The following is a 13739-nucleotide window of genomic DNA, read 5'->3' as shown; positions in this document are numbered from 1 at the left end:
GCCCCATCGCACAACAGGCGCAGACAGGAAACGCTCAAGATGTCGACGCAAACGCAAACTCGTGGAAAGGGGTTTTCGCCAGGCCAGCTGGTCCGTCGTCCCGAAACCGGGTCCCTGATCGGTTTCGTCGTCGTCTACACCTTCTTTGCCATTCTCGGCGGACCCGTCTTTCTGGGTGCTCCCGGCTGGTCCAGCTGGCTGAACATTGCAGCAGAAGTCGGCATCATCGCGCTTCCCGTAGGTCTTTTGATGATTGCCGGGGAATTCGATATCTCGGTCGGATCCGTCGTGCCGGCGTCGGCCATGATGACGGCGATGCTGTCTGGCCACTACGATCTGCCGGCTTTCGTCGGGATCGCAGGTGGCCTCGGCGTCGGATTGCTGGTCGGCTTCGTGAACGGCGTTCTCGTCACCCGCACGCCGATCCCCTCGCTGATTGTCACCATCGGTGTGATGTTTGCGGTCATGGGACTGACGCTCGGCTTCGCGGTTCTGATCCGTGGCTCTACCAGCGTTTCCTACGTCCCGGACCCGCTGACCAAGGCACTGCTCGGCCAGTTCATCAATGGCATGTTCAACGTTGCAATCCTCTGGTGGCTGGGTTTCGTCGCTGTCTTTTTCTATTTCCTGCATGTTTCCCCACTTGGGAACTGGGCGTTTGCGATCGGCGGAGACCGCGAGAGTGCGCGCAATGCCGGAATACCGACCAGCAAGGTCACCATCGGTCTCTTCATGACTTCCGGATTTGCGGCTGCCTTTGTCGGTGTCGTGCAGGTCATGACCTATCAGACTGCCCAGGTCGCTGGTGGACAGGCCTTCATCTTCAACTCGATCATGTGCGTGGTGATTGGTGGCGTATTGCTCACCGGTGGCTCGGGTTCGATTGTCGGTATCGTGCTCGGCACCATGACCTTCGCAGTCGTCAACCAGGGCATCTTCTTCGCCTCGCTCGACCCGAACATCGGTTCGATCATCATCGGCGCCCTCCTGCTGGCGGCGGTCCTGTCCAACGATACCTTCCGAGCGCTCGCCACGAGCGCGGCGGCGAAGAAGAAGTGAGGGCTGAGCAATGGACATGATCGCAAGCCTATTCCGTAAACCCGCCACCGCCGCCATCCTGAGCCTGATCGGTGTGATCGCCTTCTACGTGGTGATCGGCGGTGTCGATCTCGGACAGCTCTTCAACGCTGCGAGCTGGGTGAACTACGCTGCGCGTATCGGCATCGTCGCGATCCCGGTTGGTCTGCTGATGATTTCCGGCGAGATCGACATTTCCATCGGAGCCATGATCCCCGCCGGCGCGATGACGACGGCGATTATCTCCGGATACTACGAACTGCCGATGATCTTCGCGGTGCTTGGCGCGCTCGCCATCGGCGTGATTGTCGGAACGATCAACGGCGTCCTCGCTGTGCGCACGACTGTGCCCACGCTGATCATCACCCTGGCTACACTGGTGGCCATGCAAGGCATTGTCCTGGCTGGCTCAAAACTTCTCACAGGCAGCGCTTCTGTACCGCTGAATGCCCCCGACTGGGCCAAGACAGTCTTTGGTCATCTGATGTTCGGCGGCAGTCATCAGGTGGTTATTGTCTGGTGGGTGATTATCGCGGCCGTCTTCTGGTTCGTGATGCACAAGACCAAATACGGCAACTGGATCTTCGCAATAGGCGGCGACAGGCAAAGCGCACGCAATGCCGGGATCCCGGTCGACGGTATCACCATTCTGCTGTTCATTCTGACCGCCACCTCTGCCTCATTCGTCGGGATGTGCCACGCAATCCTGTTCAACTCCGCACAGGTCTCGGGTGGCATGAACGACATCTTCAACATCATCGTCAGTGTGGTTGTCGGCGGCGTGCTTCTGACCGGCGGGTACGGCTCGGTCGCGGGTGTTTTCGTTGGCACGATCACCTTCGCGATTGTCACCAAGGGCATCGACTTCACCGATATCGACCGGAACTGGTCGAACCTTATCGTCGGCCTGATGTTGCTTTTCGCGGTTGCCCTGAACGAGATTTTTCGGCGCGCTGCGCTCTCGTATGCGCCCGGAGCGAAGAAACGCGAAAAAGCGCCAAAACCTATCGTCAAGGAAGCCTGATTGAAGTGTGAGGACAAGATCAGGGCACACGCGATGTGACAAGACCAAGAATTTGCCTGGCACCGACTGACGGGTTCGCAAATAACTCAGCCGAACCGGACGCAAGGACAGGCAAGGAACGGGCATCATCTGGGAGGAACTGGTGGTGCCCATATCGACCCAACACTGGAGAAGACCCCGTCAGTCGACGGTCTATGGGAGGAAGTAAAATGAAATTCGGAAAGACAATTGTAGCGGCAACGGTTGCCGTCATGATGTCAACCAGCGCCATGGCGCAGAACATCGCCGTGATCGCAGGTTCGATCGAAGACGGCTTCTTCAACCTGATCAAGAAGGGCGTTGACGATGCGACGCTGATGGTTGAGGCAAACGGCGGTACGGTCAACTATCTGCGCACCCCGAACTACGACAATTTCGGCCCGGATCTTGTAACCCTGATCAACCAGGCTGTCGCGCAGGGCGTTGACGGTATCGCCATTCCGGTCTGGGTACCGGATGCACAGGTGCCGGCCCTGAAGGCCGCTGCCGAGCAGGGCATCGTGATCATGCAGTACAACGCCGGTCAGGACGTCAAGGACGACCTCGGTGCGATCAACTATTTCGGCTCTGACGAATACGTCGCGGGTGTCGCGGGCGGCAAGTATCTGGCCGAAAAAGGCGCAAAACACATCCTCTGCCACATTCAGGTGCCTGGTGCCGTCAACCTTGAAACACGTTGCAAGGGCGTGACTGACGGAGCGTCCGAAGCAGGTGCCAAGGTAACAACCCTGCGCGTTCCGGCCAATCTCGACGGTGACGTGACCGGTACCGCGGAATCGATCAAGGCCGAACTCATCGGTGATCAGTCCATCGACGCCGTCATCAACCTCGCAGCCTGGGCATCTGACGCTTCCGCAAACGCTGTCGGCCAGATCGGCGGCAAGCAGATGATCGGAACGTTCGACATGAGCCCAGCCGTTCTGGAGCGGATTGCTGAAGGCCAGCAGACCATGGCCATCGATCAGCAGCCTTACCTGCAGGGCTTCCTGGCCACCTCGATGCTGTTCGCGCATCTGAAGTTCGGTACCGAAATCGCGACCGATCCGGTTCTCACCGGTCCGGCCATCGTCGATGCTTCGAACATCGAAAGCGCGCTGGAAGGCGTCAAGCTCGGCGCACGCTGACACTCGAACAGCCCCGGCCGGACCAAGCGGCCGGGGCAAGCCTGAACACTCATGCACGGCTTGCCGGGCAGTCCACCGCAGCACTGCAGGGACACACACAATGACCGACGCCACACAAAACAACAATTCGGTGCCGAGCCTCGACGGCTTCGACCTTCTCGGACTGTTTCGCCGTCCTGAAGTCGGTGCATTCGCCGGGCTGCTGATCATCTTCCTGTTCTTCAGCTATTTCGGCTGGGATCGTAATTTTCTCAGCCCTCTCGGAGCCGCCAGCTGGCTGAACTTTGCATCGACGGTGGGCATCATCGCCATACCGATCGGCTTTCTGATGATCGCGGGAGAGCTTGATATCTCCGTCGGTGCGATGGTGCCGGCGGCCAAGATCTCACTTGCAATTGCCGTGGGGTTCTATGGGCTGAACATCTGGGTCGGGATCCTGGTTACCTTGCTCATTGCAGGGGGCATCGGATGGATCAACGGCATGCTGGTAACGCGGACCAAAGTGCCATCGCTGATCGTCACGCTTGCGACGCTCTTCGCTGTTGGCGGCTTGACCCTGTTCCTGTCGATCCTGCTGACGGACACCACGCAGCTCGGCCTGCCAGACAGCAACACCGATGGGCTCTCGGAATTTGTCTTCGGCACCTATCACACGTTCCGGATTGGCGGTGCCGACAACGCGATCACGCTATGGCAAGGGGTGCAAAGCTCGGTCTTCATCTGGCTGCTGATGATCGTCGCCTGCTACTATTTCCTGCATGTCTCGCCCTGGGGCAACTGGGTGTTCGCGCTCGGCGGCGACCAGGACAGCGCGCGCAATGCCGGTATCCCGATCGACAAGCTCAAGATCGGCCTGTTCATGCTGACCGCAATGGCTGCCTCCCTTGTCGGCATCAGTGAAACCATTCTGTCGAACTCCGCCAGCACCACGACGCAATTCACCATGATCTTCAACACGATCATCGCGGTCGTCGTCGGCGGCGTGCTTCTCACCGGTGGCTTCGGCAACGTCCTGGGCATTGCCTTCGGCACCGCGACGCTCGCGATCGTCCAGCAGGGCATCAACTTTACGACCTTTGACCGAAACCTGTCGAACCTCATCATCGGGGTGATGCTTCTGATCGCAGTCCTGATGAACGACACGTTCCGAAACATGGCGACGAGCGCGTCGACCACAAAGAAAAAGTGAGGACCTAGCCATGTCAGACAAAACACCCGTTCTGGAAATGCGTAACGTCGACAAGTCCTTCGGCCCGATCGACGTCCTGCACGAAATTTCCCTGAAAGTGCACGAAGGAGAAGTCCTCTGCCTTCTCGGCGACAATGGTGCCGGCAAGTCGACACTCATCAAGACGCTCTCGGGCGTGCACCAGCCATCCCGTGGCGAAATGCTGATGGACGGAAAACCGGTCCACTTCGCGCGGCCGAAAGATGCCCAGGAAATGGGGATCGCGACCGTTCACCAGTTCGGCGGGACCTATCCGCTGATGTCGATTGGGCGGAACTTCTTTGCCGGTGTCGAGCCAACCAAGGGCTGGGGCCCGTTCAAGGTGTTCGACCGGAAGAAGGCCAATGAGGTGGCGGTCAAGTCGGTGCAGGATTTCGGCATCACCCGGATTACGGATGGCGACCGTCTGGTCGGTGGTCTGTCGGGCGGCGAACGCCAGTCGCTCGCCATCGCACGGGCTGTCTATTTCGGGGCACGAGTCCTCATACTGGACGAGCCGACGGCAGCACTTGGCGTCAAGCAGGCCGCACACGTCCTGCGCATTGTCAACGAAGCCAAGAAACGTGGCCTCGCGGTCATCTTTATCACCCACCAGGTGATGCATGCCATGGCGGTCGGCGATCACTTCGCGGTTCTCATTCGCGGTGCTGTTGCCGCTGATTTCCGCAAGGGTGAGAAGACCCGCGAACAGATCGCGGACCTGATGGCAGGCGGTGAGTCCATGGCAGACCTCGAGGCCAGCATCGAAGGCTACATGGAGTCTCACGAAGGCCACCCACCGCCACCGGCGGCAGAATGAAATCATGTGAAAGAAGGTTTGTCTGGCCTTCTTTCTCCTCCCGCCGGCGGCCTGTCTATCCCGCAGGCCGCCGGTAGACCTCAACGCTAAAAGCAGAACCAAGATGACAACGCGAATTGCCGTTATCGGGGCGGGCCTCATGGGTGCCGACCATGCCAGAATTGTGGCTGAAGATCTCACTGGAGCAACGCTCCAGGTTGTTTGCGATATGGACGAAGGACGCGCACGAAAGGTTGCCGAAAGCCTCGGTGCCGCAGATGTCGCCACCGACCCGGAAAGCGTGATTGCCCGCAGTGATGTCGATGCCGTAATCGTTGCGAGCCCGGACTTCACCCACGCACCGCTCAGTCTCGCCTGCATCAGGGCGGGCAAGAAGGTGCTGTGCGAAAAGCCTCTGTCTCAGTCTTCCGCCGAGTGTCTTCAGGTCATGGAAGCTGAACAGGCAGCCGGCGAAAAATTCGTGCAGCTCGGCTTCATGCGCCGCTACGACCAGTCCTATGCCGAAATGAAGCAGGCGCTGTCGACCGGAACGCTTGGCCAGGCGATCATGATGCACAACTTCCACCGCAACGTGGAAACCCCTGCAGCGGATTTCACGGCGGATATGGCGATCACCAATTCCGCCCCGCATGAATTCGATGTCGCCCGTTTTGTGCTGGGCACCGAGTATGTCGGCATATCCACCTTCGCGCCCAAGGGAGCCGGCGGAAAGGTCGGACCGGTCTTCATGGTGGTCGAAACCACGGCCGGTCAGCTCGTCAACATCGAGATCAACAACAACGCGTCTTACGGCTATGACGTGCGCGCGGAGCTGGTGGGTGAAAAGGCTGCCATTTCTCTCGCCGATCCGGTGCATTCCCGGCTCGACATCGCCCTGACGTCCCGCACTCATTACGCCCCGGACTGGCGTCCGCGCTACGGCGAGGCCTACCGCCGCCAGAACCGGGATTTCCTGAAATTCGTCGAAACGGGCCGGTTCCCCGAAATCGCATCGAGCTGCTGGGACGGCTACGCCGCAGCGGTTGTTGCCACAGCGGGCGTGGCCGCGCTGAAGGCAGGCCAAAGAGCGCCCGTTCAGATGATTGCCAAGCCGGAGTTCTACGCATGAAACTTGGGTTCGTTTCCGACAGTCTGGGCGGCATGTCCTTCGAGGATCTGCTCGCCAACGCGTCCAGAATGGAGGTCTCCGGTATCGAGGTGAATACCGGTGGATGGTCAACGGCACCGCACTTTGACCTTGCTGCCATGAAGGACGCTGAGAAGCAGAAGAGCTTCCTGAAGGCTTTTGCCGACACAGGTCTGGAGATCATCAGCCTCAACGCCAACGGCAATCCGCTGCATCCGACCCAGCCGGAACAGGGACAGTGCCTGAAGGACACAATCCGTATCGCGGGCGCCATGGGCATCAAGACCGTCTGCACCATGTCCGGCCTGCCGGCGGGCAGCGCTGCGGACAGGATGCCGAACTGGGTTGTGTCGTCCTGGCCTCCGGAAACACAGACCATCCTGCGTTACCAGTGGGAAGACGTGTTGCTGCCTTTCTGGACCGAGATTGCAGCTTTGGCGAAGGAGCACGGTGTTGAGCGCATTGCCCTGGAGCTTCACGGCAACCAGTGCGTCTACAACGTGCCGTCGCTTCTGAAGCTGCGCGATGCAATCGGTCCGGTCATCGGGGCGAACCTCGATCCGTCCCATCTTTTCTGGATGGGCGCGGATCCGCTTGTCGCAGCTGAAGCCCTCGGCGACGCGATCTATCACGTCCATGCCAAGGACACGCTGCTGAACGCACCGGTTCAGGCTGTCACCTCGCTGCTGGAAAACGGCAGCCTGATGGATATTCCGGCACGTAGCTGGTCCTACATCACGCTCGGCTTCGGCCATGGCGAGGAATGGTGGCGGCAGTTCTGTTACCGACTGAAGATGGCCGGCTACGACGGTTGGCTCTCCATCGAGCACGAGGATGTTCTCCTCAACTCTCTGGAAGGGCTTGAGAAATCGGTCGTGCTTCTGAAAGGCGTGATGCCGGTTTCTCCGTCCGACTTCAAGCCGCAGGAGATCTGAGAACGATGCGGACCCGTGACTACAGCCTCGTGGGACCGGACGCCGACCGCGCCGTAGCGGAAGGCCTGGTCACGATGAACTGGTACCGGACCCCGGTGCCCAAGAAGCGCATGAAGGCGTTGATGCAGCGCGCCGACCAGCCCGCAATCCGGGACACGGTTCTGCTTTTTGCGCTGATGATTGGCTTCGCTGCTGGCGGGATCGCTCTTTGGCCAAGCTTGTGGTCGATCCCGTTCTGGCTTGCCTATGGTGTGCTCTATGGCTCTGCCATGGACAGCCGTTGGCACGAATGTGGTCATGGCACCGCTTTCCGCACCCGTTGGATGAACAGGCTGGTCTACCAGATCGCCTGTTTCTGCATGATACGCGATCCCCATTGCTGGAAGTTCAGTCATGCCCGGCATCATTCCGACACGATCATCGTTGGCCGGGATCCGGAAATCGCGATCATGCGACCGACGGACATCTTGAAGATCGTCGCCAATCTGGTTGGCCTGACCGACGTCTGGGACGGCCTGAAGCGGATGTGCGTCCACGCATCGGGGCGGATCCTGCCGGATGAAGCGACCTACATGCCGGAAAGCTCCTACAGATCGGTCATCATGACCGCTCGGATCTGGGTGTCGATCTACGCCGCCACACTTGCCAGCGCAATCGCGATGGGGTCGATCCTGCCGCTCATGCTTATCGGTCTGCCCAGGCTTTTCGGTTGCTGGCACATGGTGATGTGCGGCTGGCTGCAGCATGGCGGGCTGGCAGACAACGTCACGGATCATCGCCTCAATAGCCGAACGGTCCTGATGAACCCGGTCAGCCGCTTCATCTACTGGAATATGAACTACCACGTGGAACATCACATGTTTCCGCTCGTTCCCTACTTCCGCCTTCCCGAACTTCACGAGGAGATAGCGTTCGATCTCCCCAAACCCTGTCGGTCGATTGCCGCAGGGTTCCGCGAAATGTGGCCGGCGCTGCTGCGCCAGCGCACCAACCCGGACTTTCACATTCGGCGTCCTCTGCCAGGCTCCGCCGCACCTTATCAAGACCACCCGCCTGCGACCGTTTCCGCAGCTTGAAAAAACACGAGGGATGACACCATGAGCCAATGGATTGATGCCTGCTCCGCCGATGACATCGACGCAGAGGAAGCCATCCGGTTCGATCACGCAGGCCGGACCTTCGCGATCTATCGCAATGACAAGGACGAATACTACTGCACCGACGGCTTGTGCACTCATGAGGACGTACACCTGGCGGACGGTCTGGTGATGGAAAACACCATCGAGTGTCCCAAGCATTCCAGCATTTTCGATTTCACCACAGGCGAGGTCGAAACCCCACCTGCCTGTGAAAACCTCCATACCTACCCGGTCAAGGTCGAAGATGGCCGGGTATTGATCGAGATCTAGTTCGATGAAACAACCCTTCACACTGGCCGCCTGTGCGGAAATGATCTGGCGCGACAAACCTATGGAATGGCGCTGCAGACACCTCACCGAACTCGGCTTTGGTGTCGGCCTGTGGAACTGGCCGGACCACGACCTGGATGCGCTGGAGAGATCCGGTGCCACGTTCACCATCATGAACGGCTATCTCGAGGGGCGTCTTGCGGACAATGAAGGTGCCGACACGCTGCTGCGCTCGGCGCGAGAAACGGCTGCAATCGGCAAGCGGCTCGGCGTGCACCGGCTCAACCTTCACGGAACGGGCCTGGGGGACGGTGGCATACCGATCGCGCAAACGGATGTTGTGACTGGGGCGATGTGGCTGAAGGCCAGGGACACGCTCAACCGTATCTGCGACCTTGCTGAAGAGGAGGGGGTGGTTTTCACGCTGGAAAACCTCAACCTGCTCGATCATCCGGGCTGCCCATTCGGCACGACTGAAGACGTGCTCGCGCTGGTTTCTGCCGTCGACCGTCCACAACTCCGCATCAATCTCGACCTCTATCACACGCAGCTCGGGGAAGGGGACCTGATCCGCTGGTGCGAGAAGTGCCTGCCGTGGATCGGAGAAGTGCAGGTAGCAGACAATCCGGGCCGGTGCGAACCGGGCACGGGCGAAATCAATTATGCCGGCGTTGCCAAGGCGTTGAACGACATGGGCTATCGAGGTCCGGTCGGTCTGGAAGCCTTTGCCGCCGGCGACCCGGAGAAGGCGCTTCATGCCTTCCGGTCAGCATTCACGGTGTAAGTCATGAGCGGTATCGTCATCATTGGCGCAGGCGAATGTGGTGTACGGGCAGCCTTCGAGCTGCGAGGCAAGGGCTATGAAGGCTTGGTCACATTGATCAGTGCCGAAGCGGTGCTTCCCTATGAGCGGCCGCCGCTTTCAAAGGATCGGTTGCTCGAGCCCAAGCTGATCAGAAGCCAAGAGGCCTATACGGACAAGGCCATCGATCTTCGACTTGGTGAGCAGGTCGAGGTGATCGATACAAATTCCAAAACAGTGAGCCTCACTGGTGGTGAAATACTCGGCTACGACAAACTGCTGATCGCGACCGGGGCCCGACCCCGGGTTTTTCCGGGCATGGAGAATTGCCTGACGCTGCGCACTATGGACGATGCCCGCACTATCCTTTCCCGGTTTGAGCCGGGCAAGCGGGTCGGGATCATTGGCGGTGGCTTCATTGGTTTGGAACTGGCAGCGACCGCCCGGCAGGCCGGGGCAGATGTCATGGTGCTAGAGGCGGCGCCCCGGCTCATGGGCCGGGCCGTTCCTGAGGCGATCGCCGAGGTCGTGCATGGGCGGCACCTGAGCGAAGGTGTCGATTTGCGCACAGGGGCACAGGTCGCTTCTGCGGATACCGGGTCGATCACGCTCAAGGACGGCACCAAAATTCATTTTGACCTCGTGATCGCTGGAACCGGCGCCTTGCCCAACACTGCACTGGCAGAAGCGGCAGGTCTTGAAGTCGACAACGGTATTCGGGTCGATGCCTGTTTCAGGACATCAGCCAATGACGTTTTCGCCGCTGGTGACTGCTGCAATTTCCCTTGGGCAGGAGCAAATGTACGCCTGGAAAGCTGGCAGGCGGCCCAGGAACAGGGTGCACATGCCGCCGCAGCGATGCTGGGTGAGACATCGGACTACGCACGCATTCCCTGGTTCTGGTCGGACCAATACGATCTTTCCCTCCAGGTTGCCGGTCTTTTCGATAGTTCTTCCGCCTCGGTGCGCCGGAACATCAGCGACAACGCCTTCGTGCTGTTCCAGGCCGATGCCTCAGGCCGCCTGATAGCTGTCGCCGGTATCGGCAGCGGCAACGCGATCGCCAAGGATATCAAGCTTGCGGAAAAGCTTATCGACCGGGGCGCTTTGCTCGATGAAAGCGCCTTTTCCGATCCCACCGTCAATCTCAAGAGCCTGCTTAGGGCCGCCTGAGCACATAGCCCAAGAAAAAGGGGAATTCCCGTCATGGACCGCAACAGAACCACAGTTGCCGATATCCGCGCGAAAAAGGCCGCGGGCAAAAAGCTCTCCATGCTCTACGTCACAACGCTGGAAGAGGCGGCGGCGGCCGATGAAGCCGGTATCGACATGCTGTCGATCGAGGGCAAGTATTTTTCACCCGAGATGCGCAAGGCAGCCGGCCGCTGCTTTGTCCAGGTCGGCCTACCTTATGGCGGCTGGGGCACGTTCGACGGCCGCCACCTGGCAACTGCGGAAGACTATCTCCAGGCAGCTTATCACTTCACGTCGATGGGGGGAGACTGCTTCTATTGCGCGGCTTCCTTCGATGTCCAGAAAGTACTTTGCGACAACCATATTCCTATCGTCGCCCATGTCGGGCTGATCCCGTCCTACATCACCTGGACCGGTTTCCGGGCCGTCGGCAAGACAGCCGGAGAAGCCGCGTCTGTCTGGCAGCAGGTCCAAAAGCTGGAATCCATCGGCTGTTTCGGAGCCGAACTGGAAGTCGTTCCCGACCGGGTCGGGGCATGGATATCCGCAAACACCTCGATGATCATGCTGGGCATGGGAGCCGGCCCCGGCGCAGATGCCCAGTATCTCTTCACGGAAGACGTTCTCGGTCATACCGCAGGTCACAAACCGCGTCATGCCAAGACCTATCGCAACTTCGCGGTCGAATTTGAACGTCTGCAGAAGGAGCGTGTCGCCGCCTTCAAGGAATTCATCGGCGATGTTCATTCCGGCGCCTATCCGGCATCCGAGCACACTGTCGCGATGGCCGATGCGGAATATGACACGTTTCTCAAGACGGTCAGGAGCTGATCTCATGCTGGAAGCGGAAACAAGAGTGGACCGTCCGATGCGCATCGGTCTGGTCGGATATGGCACCGGCGGCAAGCACTTTCATGCACCTTTCATGATGGCCGCCGAGGGTGTGGAACTGACCGGCATCGTTGCGCGGGCTCCCGCGACCATCCAGTCGGTCCGGGAAGACTTTCCGGATCTTCCGGTCTTTGCAAGCCTCTCCGACATGATCGCGGCCGGTGGCATCGACGCGGTAACGATCACCACACCGCCACAGACAAGGCGAGATCTGGTACTGGAGGCAATTGAAGCCGATCTTCATGTCATCGCCGACAAGCCCTTCGCGCCTTCTGCGGTAGGGGCGCGGGAACTGGATGCCGCCGCGAAAGCAAAAGGCGTTGTCCTGGGTGTTTTCCAGAACAGGCGCTGGGATTCAGATATACAGACGCTGGCAAAGGTCATTCGTGACGGCAGCCTCGGCAAGATCTGGCGGATCCACTCGCGCATGGATTTCGACGATCCGGCGACACTGGAAGCGGGACCTGCCGGGGGATTGCTGCGCGACCTCGGCAGCCACCTGGTCGACCAGATGCTGTGGCTGCTGGGGCCTGCGGTTACCGTCGATGCCCAGCTCGACTTTGTCGACCTGCCTCAAGGCAGGACAGACGCCGGCTTCACGATCACGCTCCGGCACGAGAGTGGTACGCACTCGCATATCTCCGCAAGCAAGCTCAATCACCTCAACACGCGCGAACTGCGCGCCTATGGCGATGCGGGCGGCTACGTCGCGCAAAGTATGGACATACAGGCCCAGTCGATCTTTGCCGGCAAGCGACCAGTCAACAATCTGAAGGACTGGGGCTTCGAGCCTCCGGCCAACTGGGGGGCCTTGCGCACCGCAAAGGGTGTTTCTCCGGTGAAATCCGAGCAGGGCCGCTACCACGATTATTACGAAGCCTTTGCCCACGCTGTTCTCGGCGGTGGTCTGCCGCCTGTCACAGCCGAAGAGGGCACCAGAACGCTCGCAGTGCTCGATGCCGCAAGACAAAGCGCCGCAGAAGGCCGGTCGATCTCTCTTTAGTCGCCGTATCAGGCGCACAGGTCGTTGAAAGGACCCATGAAAATGCTGAAAGTTGGTCTTCTCGGGGCGGGACGCATCGGTCAGGTGCACGCTGCCGCCATTGCCGGGCATCCGGGCAGTGCGCTGGCCGCTATATCCGATGTGAACATGCCGGCAGCCGAAAGCCTTGCCGAGAGATACGGTGCCAATGCCTGCAGCTCGGAAGACATCATTGCCGACAGCAGCATCGACGCCGTTCTGGTCGCCACCTCGACGGACACGCATTCGGACCTTATCGAGGCAGCAACCGCCGCTGGCAAGGCGGTCCTGTGCGAGAAGCCGGTCGATCTCAGTCTGGCACGAGCCCAGGCGTGTCTTGAGGCCGCGACGGCGAGTGGCAAGCCCGTGATGATCGGCTTCAACCGCCGTTTCGATCCGAATTTTGCAACGTTGAAAGCGTCTTTCGAGGCTGGTGACATTGGCAAGGGGGAAATGCTGGCCGTCACCTCCTTCGATCCCGCTCCCCCGCCTGTTGCCTACGTGAAAGTCTCCGGCGGTCTTTTCCGGGACATGATGATCCACGATTTCGACATGGCCAATTTCATCATGGGCGCGTTGCCGGTGACGATCTCGGCAGTCGGGACGTCGATCGTCGACCCCGAGATCGGTGCCGCCGGCGATGTCGACACGGCCATCGTCACCATGACCTATGCCGACGGTCGTCTCGCCGTCATCCGCAATTCTCGCCGTGCTGTCTACGGCTACGACCAGCGTGTCGAATTGCTGGGATCGGACGGCCTGCTGCAAGCGGAGAACATGCTGGAAAACACGGTAGTTAAGTCCACGGCTGCCGGGGTCTCCAGTGCCAAGCCGACCTACTTTTTCCTCGAACGTTACATGCCTGCCTACAAAGCCGAGTGGGCTGCCTTCGTGGAAGCCGTGACCGGCGGCAAACCCTTGCCCGTGACGTTGCAGGACGGCGTTGCCGCGCTTGCCATGGCGGAAGCGGCAACGCTCTCCGCCCGCCAGGGCACACCCGTCAGCCTCGACAGCGTCTACCCGTAATAAGGGGCGGGCAGCTCCGGCTGCCCATAGTCCCGCCAGGAGTT

General features: G+C 59.9%; 14 protein-coding genes. All 14 read left to right on the top strand.

The window, feature by feature from the left end; genetic code table 11:
- Positions 1 to 39: 39 nt before the first annotated feature.
- The gene (locus FIV05_RS20680) at positions 40 to 1059 is read left to right on the top strand and encodes an ABC transporter permease (protein ID WP_152510812.1); all 1020 of its coding nucleotides are present in this window, start codon (positions 40 to 42) and stop codon (positions 1057 to 1059) included.
- Between the two features lie 10 nt (positions 1060 to 1069).
- A complete protein-coding gene (locus FIV05_RS20675; protein ID WP_152510811.1) occupies positions 1070 to 2101 on the top strand; it encodes an ABC transporter permease in 1032 nt (343 codons plus the stop codon).
- Positions 2102 to 2310: 209 nt separating this feature from the next.
- Positions 2311 to 3264, top strand: coding sequence for a substrate-binding domain-containing protein (locus tag FIV05_RS20670; protein ID WP_152510810.1), 954 nt, complete (start codon positions 2311 to 2313; stop codon positions 3262 to 3264).
- Positions 3265 to 3364: 100 nt separating this feature from the next.
- A complete protein-coding gene (locus tag FIV05_RS20665) occupies positions 3365 to 4453 on the top strand; it encodes an ABC transporter permease (RefSeq protein WP_083660834.1) in 1089 nt (362 codons plus the stop codon).
- 10 nt (positions 4454 to 4463) lie between these two features.
- Positions 4464 to 5291 (top strand): ATP-binding cassette domain-containing protein, encoded by an 828-nt coding sequence (locus tag FIV05_RS20660; protein WP_152510809.1) that lies wholly within the window; start codon positions 4464 to 4466, stop codon positions 5289 to 5291.
- Positions 5292 to 5394: 103 nt separating this feature from the next.
- The gene (locus FIV05_RS20655) at positions 5395 to 6399 is read left to right on the top strand and encodes a Gfo/Idh/MocA family oxidoreductase (RefSeq protein WP_152510808.1); all 1005 of its coding nucleotides are present in this window, start codon (positions 5395 to 5397) and stop codon (positions 6397 to 6399) included.
- Entirely contained in the window at positions 6396 to 7352 is a 957-nt protein-coding gene (locus FIV05_RS20650; RefSeq protein ID WP_152510807.1) for a sugar phosphate isomerase/epimerase, read from the top strand. The genes FIV05_RS20655 and FIV05_RS20650 overlap by 4 nt, the downstream gene beginning before the upstream one ends.
- A gap of 5 nt (positions 7353 to 7357) precedes the next feature.
- Positions 7358 to 8428, top strand: a complete 1071-nt coding sequence (locus FIV05_RS20645) for a fatty acid desaturase (RefSeq protein ID WP_152510806.1) — start codon at positions 7358 to 7360, stop codon at positions 8426 to 8428.
- Positions 8429 to 8449: 21 nt separating this feature from the next.
- Positions 8450 to 8761 carry a MocE family 2Fe-2S type ferredoxin gene (locus FIV05_RS20640; RefSeq protein ID WP_152510805.1) on the top strand — a complete coding sequence of 104 codons (312 nt, stop codon included), beginning with the start codon at positions 8450 to 8452 and terminating at the stop codon, positions 8759 to 8761.
- A gap of 4 nt (positions 8762 to 8765) precedes the next feature.
- A complete protein-coding gene (locus tag FIV05_RS20635) occupies positions 8766 to 9545 on the top strand; it encodes a TIM barrel protein (protein ID WP_152510804.1) in 780 nt (259 codons plus the stop codon).
- A gap of 3 nt (positions 9546 to 9548) precedes the next feature.
- Entirely contained in the window at positions 9549 to 10736 is a 1188-nt protein-coding gene (locus tag FIV05_RS20630) for an FAD-dependent oxidoreductase (protein WP_152510803.1), read from the top strand.
- Between the two features lie 33 nt (positions 10737 to 10769).
- The gene (locus tag FIV05_RS20625) at positions 10770 to 11588 is read left to right on the top strand and encodes a 3-methyl-2-oxobutanoate hydroxymethyltransferase (RefSeq protein ID WP_152510802.1); all 819 of its coding nucleotides are present in this window, start codon (positions 10770 to 10772) and stop codon (positions 11586 to 11588) included.
- Positions 11589 to 11592: 4 nt separating this feature from the next.
- Entirely contained in the window at positions 11593 to 12651 is a 1059-nt protein-coding gene (locus FIV05_RS20620; RefSeq protein ID WP_286202212.1) for a Gfo/Idh/MocA family oxidoreductase, read from the top strand.
- A gap of 42 nt (positions 12652 to 12693) precedes the next feature.
- Positions 12694 to 13695 (top strand): inositol 2-dehydrogenase, encoded by a 1002-nt coding sequence (gene iolG, locus FIV05_RS20615; RefSeq protein ID WP_152512010.1) that lies wholly within the window; start codon positions 12694 to 12696, stop codon positions 13693 to 13695.
- Positions 13696 to 13739 lie beyond the last annotated feature (44 nt).

The organism is Labrenzia sp. THAF191a (assembly GCF_009363335.1).
GTDB classification, from domain to species: Bacteria; Pseudomonadota; Alphaproteobacteria; order Rhizobiales; family Stappiaceae; genus Roseibium; species Roseibium algicola.
This window is presented reverse-complemented; position numbering and strand designations above follow the sequence as displayed.

Coding starts and splice junctions, on each gene's coding strand:
- FIV05_RS20620 (WP_286202212.1), top strand. CDS start 11,593: ATGCTGGAAGCGGAAACAAGAGTGGACCGTCCGATGCGCATCGGTCTG.
- FIV05_RS20665 (WP_083660834.1), top strand. CDS start 3,365: ATGACCGACGCCACACAAAACAACAATTCGGTGCCGAGCCTCGACGGC.
- FIV05_RS20655 (WP_152510808.1), top strand. CDS start 5,395: ATGACAACGCGAATTGCCGTTATCGGGGCGGGCCTCATGGGTGCCGAC.
- FIV05_RS20650 (WP_152510807.1), top strand. CDS start 6,396: ATGAAACTTGGGTTCGTTTCCGACAGTCTGGGCGGCATGTCCTTCGAG.
- FIV05_RS20675 (WP_152510811.1), top strand. CDS start 1,070: ATGGACATGATCGCAAGCCTATTCCGTAAACCCGCCACCGCCGCCATC.
- FIV05_RS20635 (WP_152510804.1), top strand. CDS start 8,766: ATGAAACAACCCTTCACACTGGCCGCCTGTGCGGAAATGATCTGGCGC.
- FIV05_RS20680 (WP_152510812.1), top strand. CDS start 40: ATGTCGACGCAAACGCAAACTCGTGGAAAGGGGTTTTCGCCAGGCCAG.
- FIV05_RS20640 (WP_152510805.1), top strand. CDS start 8,450: ATGAGCCAATGGATTGATGCCTGCTCCGCCGATGACATCGACGCAGAG.
- FIV05_RS20645 (WP_152510806.1), top strand. CDS start 7,358: ATGCGGACCCGTGACTACAGCCTCGTGGGACCGGACGCCGACCGCGCC.
- FIV05_RS20670 (WP_152510810.1), top strand. CDS start 2,311: ATGAAATTCGGAAAGACAATTGTAGCGGCAACGGTTGCCGTCATGATG.
- FIV05_RS20625 (WP_152510802.1), top strand. CDS start 10,770: ATGGACCGCAACAGAACCACAGTTGCCGATATCCGCGCGAAAAAGGCC.
- FIV05_RS20660 (WP_152510809.1), top strand. CDS start 4,464: ATGTCAGACAAAACACCCGTTCTGGAAATGCGTAACGTCGACAAGTCC.
- FIV05_RS20630 (WP_152510803.1), top strand. CDS start 9,549: ATGAGCGGTATCGTCATCATTGGCGCAGGCGAATGTGGTGTACGGGCA.
- iolG (WP_152512010.1), top strand. CDS start 12,694: ATGCTGAAAGTTGGTCTTCTCGGGGCGGGACGCATCGGTCAGGTGCAC.